The sequence below is a fragment of the uncultured Jatrophihabitans sp. genome, assembly GCF_964252635.1.
GTDB lineage: Bacteria > Actinomycetota > Actinomycetes > Mycobacteriales > Jatrophihabitantaceae > Jatrophihabitans.
The window spans coordinates 89,773-105,791 of record NZ_CAXUNP010000010.1; the positions used below are offsets into that span (position 1 = coordinate 89,773).

At 73.3% G+C, this 16,019-nt stretch carries 12 protein-coding genes and 1 pseudogene; 4 read left to right on the plus strand and 9 right to left on the minus strand.

Translation table 11 applies throughout. The annotated features are described in order from the left end of the window. Positions 1-1,530 carry a depupylase/deamidase Dop gene (dop, locus tag ACFFCA_RS06865; RefSeq protein WP_375483113.1) on the minus strand — a complete coding sequence of 510 codons (1,530 nt, stop codon included), beginning with the start codon at positions 1,528-1,530 and terminating at the stop codon, positions 1-3. 107 nt (positions 1,531-1,637) lie between these two features. Between dop and ACFFCA_RS06870 the strand changes: the two genes are divergently transcribed. Continuing rightward, a complete protein-coding gene (locus ACFFCA_RS06870; protein WP_375483115.1) occupies positions 1,638-3,611 on the plus strand; it encodes a S9 family peptidase in 1,974 nt (657 codons plus the stop codon). A 73-nt stretch (positions 3,612-3,684) separates the two neighbouring features. On the opposite strand, the gene ACFFCA_RS06875 is transcribed toward ACFFCA_RS06870, so the two are convergent. Then, positions 3,685-4,437: a sulfite exporter TauE/SafE family protein gene (locus ACFFCA_RS06875; RefSeq protein ID WP_375483117.1), complete on the minus strand. Its 753-nt coding sequence runs from the start codon at positions 4,435-4,437 to the stop codon at positions 3,685-3,687. A gap of 65 nt (positions 4,438-4,502) precedes the next feature. Here ACFFCA_RS06875 and ACFFCA_RS06880 point away from each other — a divergent pair, with 65 nt between their 5' ends. After that, positions 4,503-5,024: a methyltransferase domain-containing protein gene (locus ACFFCA_RS06880; RefSeq protein WP_375483119.1), complete on the plus strand. Its 522-nt coding sequence runs from the start codon at positions 4,503-4,505 to the stop codon at positions 5,022-5,024. On the opposite strand, the gene ACFFCA_RS06885 is transcribed toward ACFFCA_RS06880, so the two are convergent. The 5 genes from ACFFCA_RS06885 to arc all read right to left on the minus strand — a co-directional run bounded on the left by ACFFCA_RS06885 (position 5,011) and on the right by arc (position 13,049). Continuing rightward, complete coding sequence (locus ACFFCA_RS06885) at positions 5,011-7,290, minus strand: glycosyltransferase (protein WP_375483121.1); 2,280 nt, start codon at positions 7,288-7,290, stop codon at positions 5,011-5,013. The two genes, ACFFCA_RS06880 and ACFFCA_RS06885, sit on opposite strands and share 14 nt — an antisense overlap. Continuing rightward, on the minus strand, positions 7,287-9,149 hold the full coding sequence (locus tag ACFFCA_RS06890) for a glycosyltransferase family 2 protein (RefSeq protein WP_375483123.1): 1,863 nt from the start codon (positions 9,147-9,149) through the stop codon (positions 7,287-7,289). The genes ACFFCA_RS06885 and ACFFCA_RS06890 overlap by 4 nt, the downstream gene beginning before the upstream one ends. Further along, positions 9,139-10,116 (minus strand): glycosyltransferase, encoded by a 978-nt coding sequence (locus ACFFCA_RS06895; protein ID WP_375483125.1) that lies wholly within the window; start codon positions 10,114-10,116, stop codon positions 9,139-9,141. The genes ACFFCA_RS06890 and ACFFCA_RS06895 overlap by 11 nt, the downstream gene beginning before the upstream one ends. Next, entirely contained in the window at positions 10,113-11,177 is a 1,065-nt protein-coding gene (locus tag ACFFCA_RS06900) for a glycosyltransferase (protein WP_375483127.1), read from the minus strand. Before ACFFCA_RS06900 ends, ACFFCA_RS06895 begins: the two co-directional genes overlap by 4 nt. Positions 11,178-11,339: 162 nt before the next feature. Continuing rightward, complete coding sequence (gene arc / locus ACFFCA_RS06905) at positions 11,340-13,049, minus strand: proteasome ATPase (RefSeq protein ID WP_375483140.1); 1,710 nt, start codon at positions 13,047-13,049, stop codon at positions 11,340-11,342. A 280-nt stretch (positions 13,050-13,329) separates the two neighbouring features. Between arc and ACFFCA_RS06910 the strand changes: the two genes are divergently transcribed. Then, entirely contained in the window at positions 13,330-13,605 is a 276-nt protein-coding gene (locus tag ACFFCA_RS06910) for a ferredoxin (protein ID WP_375483129.1), read from the plus strand. 51 nt (positions 13,606-13,656) lie between these two features. Here ACFFCA_RS06910 and ACFFCA_RS06915 read toward each other — a convergent pair whose 3' ends face one another. After that, positions 13,657-14,553 carry a tRNA (adenine-N1)-methyltransferase gene (locus ACFFCA_RS06915; RefSeq protein WP_375483131.1) on the minus strand — a complete coding sequence of 299 codons (897 nt, stop codon included), beginning with the start codon at positions 14,551-14,553 and terminating at the stop codon, positions 13,657-13,659. Positions 14,554-14,575: 22 nt separating this feature from the next. After that, a complete protein-coding gene (locus tag ACFFCA_RS06920) occupies positions 14,576-15,712 on the minus strand; it encodes a site-2 protease family protein (protein WP_375483133.1) in 1,137 nt (378 codons plus the stop codon). Positions 15,713-15,761: 49 nt separating this feature from the next. On the opposite strand from ACFFCA_RS06920, the pseudogene ACFFCA_RS06925 reads away from it, so the two are divergent. Beyond that, positions 15,762-16,019: pseudogene (locus ACFFCA_RS06925) on the plus strand (hypothetical protein); the annotation flags it as partial.

Here is a 16,019-nt window from a genome sequence, read left to right on the forward strand (position 1 = left end):
TCAGCGGGCCGTGTTCAACGCCTCGACGAGCTCCGCCGCGGTGCGGCACCGGTCGAGCAGCTCGCCGACGTGGGCCTGCGTCCCGCGCAGCGGTTCGAGCATCGGCACCCGGACCAGCGACTCGCGGCCGACGTCGAAGATCACCGAGTCCCACGAGGCGGCGGCGACGGACTGCCCGTACCGGCGCAGGCACTCGCCCCGGAAATAGGCACGGGTGTCGGCCGGCGGTGTCGACACGGCGGCCTGCACCTGCTCGTCGGTCAGCAGCCGTTCGAACGCCCCGCGCGACGCGAGCCGGTTGTACAGGCCCTTCTCGGGTCGGACGTCGCTGTACTGCAGGTCGACGAGCTGCAGGTGCGGGGAGTCCCAGTCGAGGTGGTCGCGGTCCCGGTATCCCTCCAGCAGCCGGAGCTTGGCCACCCAGTCGAGCTCGCGGGCGAGCAGGAACGCGTCCTGACCGAGCCGGGTCAGCACCGACTCCCAGCGGGCCAGCACGTCGAGGGTCTGGGTGTCGGCGTCGTCCCCGAGGCGGTCGTCGACGAACTTGCGGGCGCGGTCGAGGTACTCGCCCTGCAGGTCTAGGGCGGTCATCGTGCGGCCGTCGGCCAGTTGCACCCGGTGCCGCAACGACGGGTCGTGCGAGATCTCGTGCAGCTCGCGTACCGGCTGCACCACCGCGAGGTCGTCGGTCAGGAACTTGGCCTCGATCATGGCGAGGACGAGCGCGGTGGTGCCGACCTTGAGGTAGGTCGAGATCTCGGACATGTTCGCGTCGCCGATGATGACGTGCAGTCGCCGGTAGCGGTCGGCGTCGGCGTGCGGCTCGTCGCGGGTGTTGATGATCGGGCGCTTGAGGGTGGTCTCGAGACCGACCTCGACCTCGAAGAAGTCCGCCCGCTGCGAGATCTGGAACCCGTGGGTGCGACCGTCCTGGCCGAGCCCGACCCGGCCGGAACCGCACATCACCTGGCGGGTGATGAAGAACGGGATCAGGCCACGGACGATGGCCGCGAACGGGGTGTCCCGGCTGCAGAGGTAGTTCTCGTGCGAGCCGTACGACGCACCCTTGTTGTCGGTGTTGTTCTTGTACAAATTGATGCTCGCGTTGACCCCGGGCATGGTCGGCAGCCGGCGGATGGCCTCGAGCATCACCAGCTCACCGGCCTTGTCCCAGCGCACCGCGTCGAGCGGGTTCGTGACCTCGGGGCTGGAGTACTCGGGGTGCGCGTGGTCGACGTAGAGCCGGGCTCCGTTCGGCAGGATGACGTTCGCCATCCCGGCGTCCTCCTCGGCCTCGATGAACTCCTGCGCGACCGTGCCGCTGCCGCCGCCGAGGTCGAAGCCCCGCGCGTCGCGCAGCGGCGACTCCTCCTCGAAGTCCCAGCTCGCCCGCCGCGCGCGTCCGGCCGGCAAGGTGCTGGCGTAGGCGTTGACGACCTGCGCCGAGAGCAGCATGGCGTTGGCGGTCGGCTGCCCCGGCAGGCTCACGCCGTACTCGACCTCGGTGCCCATCACGCGTTCGACTGTCACCCGTCCAAACTACGTGCCGCGCACGGCCGCGTCCCCGTGAGGACGGACGGGTCGGAATCGCCGGGGGTCGGTGCCGCCGCGGACGCGAGGGCCTACGGTCAGTCCCCATGACGGGGTTTGTGACGTTCGACGAGTACCTCCAGCACGCGCGCGTCTCCGGGCTCGCGCTCTCCCCGGACGGCACCCGGCTGATCGCCGAGGTCTCCGAGCTGTCCGACGACGGCGACACCTTCGTCGGCGCGCTGTGGGAGCTCGACCCGGTGGGCGACGGGCAGGCGCGGCGCCTGACGCGGTCGGACAAGGGCGAGAAGGGCGCCGCGCCCGCCCCCGACGGCTCGGTGTACTTCACCTCGGCGCGCGACGCCGACGAGGAGGACCCGCCGGCCCTGTGGCGGCTGCCGGCGACCGGCGAGGCGGAGCGGGTGCTCACCCGGCCGGGCGGCATCGGCGCGGTGCACGTCGCGCGGGAGGCCGGCACCGTCGTGGTCGGCACGTCCGCCCTACCCGGCACGATCGGCGCCGACGCCGACGAGAAGGCGCGCGAGGCCCGCACGAAGATCAAGACCAGCGCGGTGCTGCACACGTCGTCGCCGGTGCGCTTCTGGGACCACGACCTGGGGCCAGCCGAGGACCGCCTGCTGGCCTGGACGCCGGGCGCGGACCCGGTCGACCTCACGCCCGAGCCGGGCCGGGCCCTCGACGAGGCCGAGTTCACGGTGACGCCGGACGGCAGCACCGCCGTCGCCGGCTGGTACCGGCGTGACACCCCCGGCCTCCCGAAGGCGGCCCTGGTCGCGATCGACACGACGACGGCGGAGCAGCGTGTGCTCGCCGAGGACGACGCGGCCAGCTTCACCTCCCCGTCCGTCTCGGCCGACGGCCGGCACGTCGTGTGCGTCCGCTCGATCGACTGCACCGACGACGAGCCGTGGCAGCACTCCCTGCTGCTCATCGACCTCGCCACCGGCGATTCGCGCGAGCTGGTCACCGACCCCGACGTCTGGCCGGGTTCCCCGGTCTTCGGCGCGGACGCCGACACCGTGTTCTTCTCGACCGACGAGCAGGGGCACGGCCCGATCTTCCGGCTCGACGTCCCCACCGGAGCGCTGACGCGGGTCACGGCGTCGGGGCACTACACGTCGCTGCAGGTCACGCCGGACGGGTCGACGATCTTCGCGCTGCGGGACGCCTGGGACTCCCCCGCCCGCCCGGTGCGCCTCGACGCCGCCGCCACCGACGGCGAGCCGGTGTACCTGCCGTGCCCGGGCGCGGTCGAGGTGCCGGGGACGGTCGAGCGCCTGCACGTCACCGTCGAGGACGGCACCGAGGTGGGCGCGTGGCTGGTGCTGCCCCACGGTGCGTCCGCCCAGGCGCCGGTGCCGCTGCTGCTGTTCGTCCACGGCGGCCCGTTCGCGTCCTTCAACGGGTGGACGTGGCGGTGGAACCCGTGGCTGATGGCCGCCCGCGGCTATGCCGTCGTGTTGCCCGACCCGGCCCTGTCGACCGGATACGGCGCGCACATGCTGCGCCGCGGCTGGGGGCAGTGGGGCGGCACGCCGTACACGGACCTGATGGCGGTGACCGACGCCGTCGTCGCCCGGCCCGAGATCGACGGCTCGCGCACCGCGGCGCTCGGCGGGTCCTACGGCGGGTACATGGCCAACTGGATCGCCGGGCACACGGAGCGGTTCCGCTGCATCGTCACGCACGCCAGCCTGTGGGCCATGGACCAGTTCCAGGGCACCACCGACGTCCCGGGTGACTGGGCGCTCGAGTGGGGGCTGCCGACCACCCGTCCGGAGCGGTACGCCGAGTTCTCGCCGCACCGCTACGTCGACGCGATCCGTACGCCGATGCTCGTCATCCACGGCGACAAGGACTACCGCGTGCCGATCGGCGAGGGGCTGCGGCTGTGGTGGGACCTGCAGCGCACCGGTGTCGAGTCGGCGTTCCTCTACTACCCCGACGAGGGGCACTGGGTCCTCAAGCCCGGCAACGCCCGGCTCTGGTACGAGACGGTGTGGGCGTGGCTGGCGCAGCACGTGCTCGACGAGCCGTGGCAGCGGCCCGAGCTGCTCTAGCCGGCGCGCCGGCGACGGTAAGCAGACACGCCGGCCCCGGCCCGCGCGTCTGCACACCGTCGGCCGGACGGGGTCATACCAGCAGTTTGACGATCGCGGCGACGCCGACCACGACGATCGTTGCCCGCAGCACCGCCGGCGACAGCCGCCGGCCGATGCGCGCGCCCAGCAGGCCACCGGCGATCGAGCCCACGGCGATCAACCCCGCCGCCGCCCAGTCGATGTGGGTCGTCAGCGTGAAGACGACGGCCCCGACCAGGTTGACGATGCCGGACAGTACGTTCTTCAAGGCGTTCTGGCGCTGCAGCGACTCGGCCAGGAACAGCCCGAAGAAGCCCATCAGCAGCACACCCTGCGCGGCCCCGAAATACCCGCCGTACACCCCGGTGCCGAAGCACGTCAGCCACAGCGCCGGCCCCACCTGCTCACGCGCACCGCCGCCGCGGGCCTGCATCCAGGCCGTCACCCGTTTGCCGAAGATCACCAGCAGCAGGGCGAGGACGATGAGCACCGGGACGATGGTCTGGAACGCACCGGCGGGCAGGGTGAGCAGCAGCACCGCCCCGACGAGGGCGCCCAGTCCGGACGCCGCGCCCAGCCATGTCGCGCGGCCCCGTTGCCCGGTCAGCTCGCGGCGGTAGCCGTAAGCACCGACGAACGAGCCGGGGAACAGCCCGACGGCGTTGGACACGTTCGCCGTCACCGGCGACAGGCCGACGCCGAGCAGTACCGGGAACGAGACCAGCGTCCCGGAGCCGACGACGGTGTTGATCGTTCCGGCCCAGATGCCCGCGACGAGGACGAGCACCCCTTCCCAGAACGTCACTGCCTGAAGTCTGCCAGGGGACGGACCGGGTGACCGCCGAGCGGCAACGTGGGAAGGAACACGGCATGCCGATGAGCTCAGCCGAGGGCAAGGACTGGACCCGTGACCGGATCGCGGCGCTCGCCGCCGACGGCCCGGTGTCCGTGCTCGACCTCGGCCCCGGCGTCGGCACGTACGCGAAGCTGCTGCGCGGCCTTCCCGTCAGTCGCATCACCGGCCTCGAGGCGTGGGAGCCCTACGTCACCACCTACCGGCTGCACGAGTACTACGACGAGGTGATCGTCGGAGATGCGCGGACCACCGACCTGCCGGTGGCCGACGTCGTCGTTCTCGGCGACATCGTCGAGCACATGACCCGTGACGAGGGTGTCGAGCTGTGGCGCCGTTGCGCCGACGCGGCCCGCCTGGCCGTCTACCTGTCGATCCCGATCGTGCACTACCCGCAGCACGAGATCGAGGGAAACCCCTACGAGGTCCACGTCGAGGAGGACTGGTCGCACGAGGACGTGCTCGCGACCTTCGACGGCATCGGTGCGACCTGGACGGGTTCCGAGGTCGGGGTCTACGAGCGCCTCATCTCGGTCTGAGCCGTGCGGCGAGGTCGCCCGCCGGCCAGGACCGTGCACTGCTGTCGTGGACGCCGAACAGCTGGGCGGCGTCGTCGTCCCCCAGCCCGTGTCGCGCCGTACGACGGACCCCGCGGCTCGCACGCACGCGCAGCGCGGGTGTGCGGATCTCGCCGTGGCGGTCGGCGGCGGTGGCGAGGGCGTCGAGGTCATGGAGGTCGGCCGGGCCCGTCAGCTCGGCGACGCACCAGGCGCGGGCCAGCACGTCCGCCGACGGTGACCCGACGACGATGCGCGGGTCCGCGCGCACGAGGTCCGCGGACGCCCCGGTGACGGCGTCGAGGTAGAGCACGCAGTCGACGCCGGCTCCGAAGGCCGAGCGGGCCGTCGCCAGCGCCTGCGCCGCGGTCATCGCCGGCGCGCGCACCACGATCGACGGGTACGGCCACCACGACCCCGGCCCGCGCGCGTCGGGGTCGGGCAGCAGGGCGGCGAGCATCAGCGTCTCAGGATCCTTCGCCGCCGGGTCGGCACCGGCACGGGCGCCCCAGTCGGGCCCGTCGTGCCACGCGACCGCGCCGGGCACGTGTGCAAGCACTGCACCGGCGACGTACAGGCGGTGCGCCAGCTCCCAGTCCTCGCCCCCGTAGCCGACGAAGCGCTCGTCGAAGCCGCCGACCTCGGCGAACAGCGCCGCAGGGCCGCCGAGCACGGCGCTGATGACGTAGCGGTAGGAGCGGCGGTCGACGCGCAGCAGGTCGTCACTGGCCCGGTAGGCGTCCGTCAACCAGGCCGGCTCGTCGAGCTCGTCGACCTGCACCTGTCCGGCCCTCCACGCGGCGAGGCGGTCCGGTGTCAGCTGCTCGAGGTCGGCGTGCCGGCGCCGGCCCACCGTGACCGCGTCCGGGCACACCGCGGGCAGCGCCAGCAGGCTGCGCAGGTAGTCCGGCTCGGGCACCGTGTCGCCGTCGAGGAAGGCCAGCAGCTCCCCCGAGGCGGCCCGCGCACCCAGGCTGCGGGCGCGGGCGGCGCGGAACCCGTGGTCGTCCTGCCGGAGCACCTGCACGGCCAGTGACCCGGCGGCCGTCGTGTCGGGCGCCCGGCGCGACCCGTCGTCGACCACGACGATCTCGAGCCGGTCCTGCGGGTAGGTCTGCCCGGCCAGCCCGGCCAGGACGAGATCGAGCTGCCGCTGCGCCTCGAAGTACGGCACGACGACCGAGACGGTGGGTTGCGTGGCCGGGGCGGGGAGCAGGTCCCACCGGTTGCCGGGCACGGTGTGCCCGCCGGCCACCGCCACGGCGCGAGGCGGGACGCACGCACGCAGGTGCTCGGCGTAGGCGTCGGCACTGTCGGAGAGGGACGGTCCGCGCGCGACGTCGTCGCCCAGCCAGGTGCGGTCGGGCTCGGCCAGCGCGGTGGCCAGGGCGGCCCGGAGCGCCGCCGGGTCGTCGGGGTCGTAAAGCCACAGCGCACCGGGCCGGGCCGCCGCGAGCTCGCGCGTGTACGCACAGTCGGGCACGAGCGGGCGTCGATCGTGCGCCAGCCAGGTGTTGATCGAGCCGGACGCCGTGACGCGGCGGTTGGGCGCCACCGGCACCGCCGCGGCACGCAAGCGCGCCCCCAGCTCGCCGTCCGGGACGAACCCGGTGACCCGGAACCGCCCGGCGGCCAGCGTCGCGTATCGCTCCGGCAGGTCCTCGTGGCCCTCGGACGGGCGACCCAGGGCCAGCAGCGACGCGCCCTCGGGCAGCGCGGCGATGACCTGCTCGTAGCCGCGGTCGGGGAACAGGAAGCCCAGGACCACGACGTCGGTCGGGCCGGACGCCGTGCGCGCGCCTGAGCCGCCGGCCCGCTCGACGGGCAGCGGGATGCGACGCAGCGAGTGCACGCCACCCGCCCACGGCGTCACCAGGTCGAGCTCGACGTCGCTGTTGACGACCACGCCACGCGACGCCTCGACCACCTGCCGGTAGAAGGCGGCCCGTCGCTGCTGGAAGTCGGTGGTGTCGTAGGGGACGTCGTGCAGGGTGACCGACAGCGCGGCACCGTCCGCGTGCACCCGGCCGGCCAGGGCGGCGAAGGCCCCTGCTGCGGAGTCCAGGTCGGGCCTGAACAACCGCTCGGTGACCGGCACGTGCACGACGTCGTAGCCGGTCAGCTGCACGTCGTCATCGGGGCGTTCGACGCGGCGCGCGTCGTGGCCGCACGCCCCGGCCACCTCCACGGCGTGCCGAACGACGCCGTGCTGGTCGGGCCCGGGCACGAGGTGCAGGACGCGCGTCACGGCACGCGGGCCGGGCGGGAGCGCTGCCGGGCCAGGTCGCGGTAGAGCACGTCGTGGGTGGCCCGGACCAGGTCGCGCTCGACCTCGCGGGCCGCACGGTCGGCGGGCACGGCGGCCGGGCGCCGGACCACGTCGGCGACCGCGGCCCGCAGGCCGGCCGGGTCGAGGCCGGCCGTCTCGTCGTTGCCGTACACCGCGGCACCGGCGAGCTGCGAGGCGACGTGGCCACTGCTCGGCGCGATGACGTGGGTGCCGAGGTCACGGGCCAGCTCGGCCCAGCCCGAGTGCGTGCCCCACCGGTAGGGCAGCACCACGGCGTGCGCGGCGGCGACGAGGGCGTGCAGCTCGTCGGGCGGCAGGTACTCGCGGGTCAGCAGGGTGAGCTCACCGCGGGCCGCGGCCGCTCTCGTGCCCGCCAGCTCGGGCCGCTCGGCGACGGACGGCTGCACGAGCACGACGACACGGGCGTCCGCCGCGCCCTGCACGGCGGCACCCACCACGGCGTCCGGGTCGACGACGTTGCGCCGCAGTGCCTTCAGCGGCACGAGGACCGTCGGCGGGTCGGCGGGCGGGCGGCCGAGCGCTGCCCCGACGTCGGCCGCGGACAGCAGGGTCGGATGCACGACGACCTCGGGCCGCCGGCCGAAGCGCCGCCGGCACTCGTCCGCCGCCGCGTCGGTCAGGGTGAGGGCGCGCTGCGCGTGCTGCAGCAGCAGCGACAGGTGCGCGTCGTGTCGTCGACGGTCGGCGTGGTGCGGGTTGCGCAGGTCGTGCACCGTCACGGCCAGCGCCAGGCCCAGCTCGTCCAGCCGCGCGAGCCAGCCGTCCAGCGCGTCGGGGTCGACGTGGTCGTAGCCGAAGTGCACGTGCACGACGTCAATGCCGTCGGCGGCGTCCGCGAGCGCGTCGGCGTCGAGCAGCGGGTCCGGTTCCCACGCCGTGACGCGGTCCGGCGCCACCCGCACGACCGACGCCGGCAGCACCGCGTCGAGGTAGGGGTGGCGGGCCGGGACGGTGACCACGCGGGGCGCGTCGGTGCGCCGCGGCGCACCGGTCGGGCCGGTCTCGACGAGCCCGTCGGCCGCGAACGCGTCCAGCCAGCCGGACATCGGCAGCGAGCCGTTGCGGCGCAGGTAGACCTCGCTGTTGCGCACGATGTCGTCGACGTGCTCGACCGGCGGGCGGCTCACCGGGTGGTGCTGGTGGTAGGCGTCGGCTCCCCCCACCATCAGCAGCGGCACGCCCGAGGTGACGACGTGGACGCCGAAGTCGGTGTCCTCGGCGCCGTAGCCGACGTAGCCGGCCCAGAACCCACCGAGACGGGCCCAGGTGCCGGCCGTCAGCGCGAACGACAGCGACCAGAACAGCGCCGCGTCCAGGGGCAGTACCGCCCCGGGCGCCGGGTCGGGGCGCGCGGCGTGGGGCGCGCGCAGCAGGGTGGGGTCGTCCACCCGCCAGTCCCGGCCAGCGAGCGGCGGCAGGTAGGTGACGGGGCCGCAGAGGACCGCGTCGGTGTGCCGCGTCAGCGCCTCCGTGTAGTGCTCGAGCAGGTCGGGGGCGGGCAGGCAGTCGACGTCGAGGAACACCAGCTCGGTCGCGCCGGCGGCGAGCGCCTCGGCGGCGCCGGCGTTGCGGGCGGCGGCGACCGGCAGCCCGGCCGCGATCGTGTCCAGGGCCACGACCCGAGTGAGCAGATCGGGTTCCCGTGCCACCACCCCGGCCACTTCCGGGTCGGCGACGGCGACGACGACGTGCAGCAGCGGCGCGGGGTCGCACCGGGCCAGGTGATGCCGTTGCACGGCCAGGTGCTCGTGCCGCCCGCTGACCACCGTGACGACGGCGGTGCGTTCAGCGCCCATCGCCCACCGGCTGCAGGGCTCGCTCGGCGAGGGCGTGAGCGAAGCGGCCCGCACCCTGTCCGTCGTTCCACCGCTGCCACGACTCCCCCCGCGCGCACGCGGACGTCAGCACCCCGTCCCACTCGTCGGGCGCCGGCCAGGCGTCGAGCACGGTGGCCAGGCCAGCGGCCTTCAGGGCACCGCCGGTGGTGCGTTGCTCGGCGAACGGGCGGGACTGCGGGACCACGACGGCCGGTCGCCCTGCCGCGGCGACCTCGGCCAGGGCGTTGAGGCCGGCGTGGGTGACGACGACGTCGCTGTCCTGCAGGGCCGACCACACGTCACCGCTCCAGGTGCCACCGCCGCCCAACGCCGTCCAGGTCCAGCCGGCCCCGTCGGCCGGCACGGTCAGCCCGTCGGCGCCGCCCGATCCCAGCAGCACCAGCACGCGGCCCGCAGCGGGCGCGGGCCGGCCGGGCCGGCCGTCGAAGCGCGAGATGGCACCCGTGTGCACGACCTTCGCCCCGTAGTCGCAAAGGTGCGGGGGGTCGAGGATCGCGCGTGGCCACGGCGCGACGATGGTCGTGGCGAGGCGGTAGGCCAGGCGGTGCGCGTCGTCGGTGCGCTCACCGGGCAGGGTGACGACCGCGACAGGTGTGCCGAGCAGCCGGACGAGCGTCGCCACCTCCACCGACAGGTCGACCACCACCAGCCGCGGCCGCTCGCGCCGCACCCAGTCGGCCACGGTGGACATCCGGTCGGCGTAGCCGGGTGAGTTGGTCGGCGCCCAGTGCAGCGCACCACCGGCGTCCGGCCCGTCCGCGTCGTCGAGGGCGGGGTCCGGCGGCAGCGGCACCCAGTCGGCGAACGGCTCCCCCGGGCTCGGCAGCGAGGACAGCCCCACGACCGGTTCGTCGAGCGCGTGCGCGAGGCTCAGGGCCCGGTGCAGGTGGCCGTGGCCCTGGTGGTGGACGTAGTACCCGATCACGCCGCAGCGGTCTCGTCCAGCACGAGCTCGTACTCATCGAGCATGCGCTCGAGGGAACAGAACTTCTCGGCGCGCTCGCGGGCCGCGGCCCGGTCGAGGTCGGCAGCCTCGTCGATGGCCCTGGCCAGGGAGGCGACGTCGTCGGGCACGGCCAGCCGGGCGCAGGACTCGTCGACGACCTCGACGGTGCCGCCTCGCGCGAAGGTGGCCACCGGCGTGCCCGATGCCAGCGCCTCGGCGAGCACGAGGCCGTACGGCTCGTCCCAGACCGGCGTCGCGACCGCCACCGCGGACGTACGCACCAGGTGCGACAGCGCCTCGTGGCCGAGGTGCCCGGCAAAGACCGCGTCGCGGCCGAGCAGCGGCGACACCACCTCGGCGAAGTACTCGGGGTCCGACACCGGGCCGGCGAGCACGAGGCGCCGACCGGTGAGGCGGGCGGCCAGGATGGCGAGGTGCGGGGCCTTCTCCGGCACCATCCGGCCCGACCAGACCAGGTCCCGCCCGCCCGGCCCGGGCTGCCACGCCTCGCAGTCCACGCCGTTGGCCACGACGTCGACCGGCCCGAGGGTGGGGCGCCACTGCTCGGCGGTGTACCGGCTGACCGCGACGAAACGCACCGGCGGGGTGGGGCCCACCTGCACCGCCGACTCCAGCCACGGTGTCGGCGGGGTGTGCAGCGTGGTCACCATCGGAGCCGGCAGCAGGTAGGACAGCGCGATCGGCAGGTGGTGCTGGCTGTGGTTGTGGATGACGTCGAAGCGCCCGCGCTGGCGGGCCAGGCCGGTCATCAGGGCCAGGTAGGCGTGGTGCTCGTGCAGGAACACCTCGGGCGGCATCGAGACGTCCTGGCGGGCGGTCTCGGACAGCTGCAGGTTCATGGCCAGCTCGACCAGCGGCAGGCTCGGGTCCGACCCGGGCGCCGCAAACAGGGTCACGTCATGGCCCCGACGGCACAGGCGTTCGGTCAGGGCACGGATGTGCGCCGTGAGCCCCCCGGAGAACGGCTCGGCAATCGGCGTGCGAGCTGGTCCGATGATGGCGATGCGTCGACGGATCACAAAAAGCCTCGGTCTGTCGAGCGCGGTGGACGTCCCAGTTGTTTGCGGGCGAACTACGCGCAAGCCCGATCAAACCAGACGGGGGGCCCGAGGGGGGCATCGTCACCCCAAAGGGTGGTCATCCGGGCCGCGGGAGGTAGGCACAACGGCCGTCACAGCTGGTTACAGATACTGCCCGGTGTTGCCGACGGTATCGATGGAACGGCCCGCGTCGCTGCCCTTGCCGCCGGACACGAGCGTGCGGATATAGACGATCCGCTCACCCTTCTTGCCGGAGATCCGCGCCCAGTCGTCGGGGTTGGTCGTGTTGGGCAGGTCCTCGTTCTCGCGGAACTCGTCGACGCACGCGGCGAGCAGGTGCTGCATGCGCAGGCCGCGCTCGCCGAGGGTCAGCAGGTCCTTGATGGCCATCTTCTTGCCGCGGTCGACGATGTTCTGGATCATCGCGCCCGAGTTGAAGTCTTTGAAGTACAGGGTCTCCTTATCACCGTTGGCGTAGGTGACCTCGAGGAAGCGGTTCTCCTCGCTCTCGGTGTACATGCGCTCGACGGTGTTCGAGATCATCGACGCGACGGTGGCCTCGGGGTCCCCGCCGTTCTCCTTGAGGTCCTCGTCGTGGATCGGCAGGCCCGGCAGGATGTACTTGCTGAAGATGTCGGCCGCCGCCTGGGCGTCCGGGCGCTCGATCTTGATCTTCACGTCGAGCCGGCCCGGGCGCAGGATGGCGGGGTCGATCATGTCCTCGCGGTTCGACGCGCCGATGACGATGACGTTCTTCAGGCCCTCGACACCGTCGATCTCGGACAGCAGCTGCGGCACGATCGTGTTCTCGACGTCGGAGCTGACGCCGGACCCGCGGGTGCGGAAGATCGAGTCCATCTCGTCGAAGAAGACGATGACCGGGGTGCCGTCGGACGCCTTCTCGCGGGCCCGCTGGAAGACGAGGCGGATGTGGCGCTCGGTCTCCCCGACGTACTTGTTGAGCAGCTCCGGGCCCTTGATGTTCAGGAAGAACGCGGTGGCCTTCTCGTCGCCGCCGTGGACCTTCTGCACCTGCTTGGCCAGGGAGTTGGCGACGGCCTTGGCGATGAGCGTCTTGCCGCAGCCGGGCGGGCCGTAGAGCAGGATGCCCTTCGGCGGGCGCAGCTGGTGCTCACGGAACAAGTCGCCGTGCAGGAAGGGCAGCTCGACCGCGTCGCGGATGGATTCGATCTGGCCGGTGAGGCCGCCGATGTCGGCGTAGTCGATGTCGGGGACCTCTTCGAGGATGAGCTCCTCGACCTCGCTCTTGGGGACACGCTCGTACACGTAGGACGACCGGGTCTCGAGCAGCAGGGAGTCGCCGGGGCGCAGTGGCTTCTCGCGCAGCAGGTCGGCCAGGAAGACCACCCGCTCCTCGTCGGTGTGGCCCACGACCAGGGCGCGGTCGCCGCCGTCGAGGATCTCCTTGAGCATGACGACCTCGCCGGTGCGCTCGAACCCGCGCGCGGCGACCACGTTCATGGCTTCATTGAGCATGACCTCCTGGCCGTGGTGCAGTTCCAGCACCTCGACTTCGGGCGACACCGCGACCCGCAGCTTGCGACCGGTGGTGAAGATGTCGACGGTGCCGTCCTCGAAGGCCTCGAGGAAGACGCCGTAGCCGCTCGGCGGCTGCGCCAGGCGGTCGACCTCCTCCTTGAGCTGCACCATCTGGTCGCGCGCCTCACGCAGCGTGTCCGACAGCCGCTCGTTGCGATCGCCCAGCGCCGCGATGCGCGACTGCGCCTCGGCGAGGCGGTCCTCGAGCAGGCGCAGGTGACGCGGTGACTCCGACACCCGGGCGCGGAGCAGCTCGATCTCCTGCTCCAGGAACGCCGTGCGACGACGCAGCTCGGGGTCGTTCTGGGCCCCGCGTGCGGTGGCCTCGCGACCGTCGCTCGCCTCGTCGTGCTGTCCACCTCGTGACTCCTGAGTCACTGCGGCCACCTCCTCATTCGCCACGGCCGACGAGGTCGGCTCGCGCGGAGTGTTCGCGAGATTTCACCCTACACACGCGAGTCGCCGCGCAACGGCAACTACCCTCGAGTCGAAGGGCCGATCGACACCACAGAACAGGCATCGCATTACCGAGGAGTTACCCACCTGTGAGCGAAAAAAGCGGAGCGGACGAATGAGCGACGCGCTGCGCGTATGGATCGACCAGGACCTGTGCACCGGCGACGGGCTCTGCGTCCAGTACGCACCCGAGGTGTTCGAGTTCGACGTCGACGGCCTCGCCTACGTCAAGGACGGCGACGGCGAGCTGCTCGCGGCCCCGCAGGCGCGGGCCGACGTGCCCGCGTCGCTGCGGCTGGACGTGATCTCGTCGGCCAAGGAGTGCCCCGGCGACTGCATCCACGTGGTGCGCGAGAGCGACAACGTCGAGGTCGCCGGCCCCGAGGCCTGAACGTCCCGCGGCGCTTCTGCCGGAGGTTCGTGGCGCCGGAGGTTCGTGGGACTACGGAAGGTTCGGGCGGAACGGCACGCTCTCGTCGCGCGGTGGCACCGTCGGCTGATCGGTCGCCGTGGGCCGGCGCTGACGAGCGGGCGCAACCACCCCGGGTGCGAGCCGGCGCGCGGTGACGAGGAACGCCGTGTGCCCGATCATGCGGTGCTCCGGGCGCACGGCCAGCCCGACCACGTGCCACCCGCGCAGCATGGTCTCGAACGCGCTGGGCTCGGTGAAGCCGCCGTCCGTACGCAGGGCCTCGACGAGGCGCGACAGCTGGGTGGTGGTCGCCACGTAGCCGATGAGCACGCCGCCGGGCCGCAGTGCGCCCGCGACCGTGGGCAGCACGTCCCAGGGGCTGAGCATGTCGAGGACGACACGGTCGACCGGCTCGTCGGCCGGGTGTGCCGCGACGTCCTCGCGTCGCAGCGACCAGTTGGGCGGCGCCTCGCCGAAGAAGGTCTCGACGTTGCGCACCGCGACGTCGGCGTGGTCGTCACGGACCTCGTAGGAGACCACGGACCCGGTGGGGCCGACGGCGCGCAGCAACGAGCACGTCAGCGAGCCCGAGCCCGCGCCGGCCTCCAGCACCGTGATGCCCGGGCACACGTCACCCATGGCCACGATCTGTGCCGCGTCCTTGGGGTAGATGACGGCGGCCCCGCGGGGCATCGAGAGCACGAAGTCGCTGAGCAGCGGGCGCAGCGCCAGGTACTGCGTGCCCGAGGTCGCGCTGACCACGCTGCCCTCGAGGGTGCCGATGAGGTCGTCGTGGCTGATGGCGCCACGGTGGGTGTGGAACTGCTTGCCGGGCTCGAGGGTCACGGTGTGCAGGCGGCCCTTCGGGTCCGACAGCTGCACCCGCTCCCCGACCTCGAAGGGTCCGGCCCCGGGTGCCCTGCTCACGCCGTCGCCCCGCGCGGGTGGCTCACGCGGGGGGCTTCGTGTTGAGCAGCCGGGCGAAGTCGGCGGTGGTGATGATGCCCGCGGGCGAGCCGTCGGCGGCGAGCATCAGGTACTCACGGGCCGGGTGCTCGCGCATGCGGTCGAGCAGGTCGGTCGCGGCGATGTCCACCGGCAGGACCGTACCGGCGTCGAGCGGACGGGCGACGTCGGCCACCCGGGTCCAGGGCCGGCGGGGCGGCGGCACCGCGCTGATCAGGCGTTCGTCGACGATCGCGGTGGGTCGTTCGGCGGCGTCGGTGAGCACGATGCCCCGGACGTTGCCCGCCCAGGCCCGCTGCAGCGCGTCGTCGACCGTTGCGGTGCTCGGCACGAGCAGGCCCGGCCTGAGCAGGTCGCTGACGCGCACGAGCGGCAACCGTTGCTGCACGTCGGCGACCCGGATGGCCGCGCTGGCACCGGACCACAGGTAGACGGCCAGGAACAGGGTGACGATCCCGGCGGCCACCCCGGCCGACGTGCGGTCGACGATCAGGCCCGAGACGGCGATCAGGACGGCGAGGGCGCGACCCATCCACCCGGCGACCCGCGTGCTGCGCACCTCCTTGCCGCCGATGCCCCAGATGACCGCTCGCAGCAGGCGGCCGCCGTCGAGCGGCAGCCCGGGCAGCAGGTTGAACGCCACCAGGACGGCGTTGCTCCAGGCCAGCAGCAGGAACAGGACCTCGGCCAGCGAACCGTGCGGGGTGGACGCGTAGCCGCCGAACGCCGCGGCGGCCACACCGGCGGACACGAGCGGTCCGGCGCCGCTGATGAGCAGCTCGTCGCGGGCCCGGCGGGGCTCGCCGTCGATCTCGGACACGCCGCCGAGCAGGAACAGGGTGATGCGGGTGACCGAGTACCCGAGGGCGCGGCTGACCAGCGTGTGCCCCAGCTCGTGGGCGATGATGCAGAGGCCGAACAGCAGGGCGAAGCCCAACGAGGCCAGGTAGGCGACCGTGCCCGTCGTACCGGGTACCGCGTCGCGGACGATGGGCCCGTAGCTCGCGGTGAGCAGGACGGCGATGAGCAGCCACGACGGCGTCACGACGATCGGAACGCCCCACACCCGCGCCAGCTGCAGGGCCGCCCGCGGACGGCCGGACGTCGGCGGGGAGCTCACCGCTGCGATGCTACGGGCACCATCAGCTCCAACCGGCTACCGTTCCCCCGTGACGCGTGGGGCGGACAGGGCGGCCGGCGCCGGGGAGCGGCGCGACGCGGACGCGGACGCACCGGCGGGCGCCCCCGCGGGCGCACGATGGCGGCGGCCCTGGCGGCGCGACGACGAGGACGAGGACGACGGCCCGTTCTTCCCCGCGGACAACGCCGCTCCGGCAGGCAGGGCGGCGTCCGGCCCATCCGCGTCGTCCGGCGACGCGGCGCCGGCGCCCGTCCCGTCCGGTCGCCCGCGACCCGGCCCCCGGCCG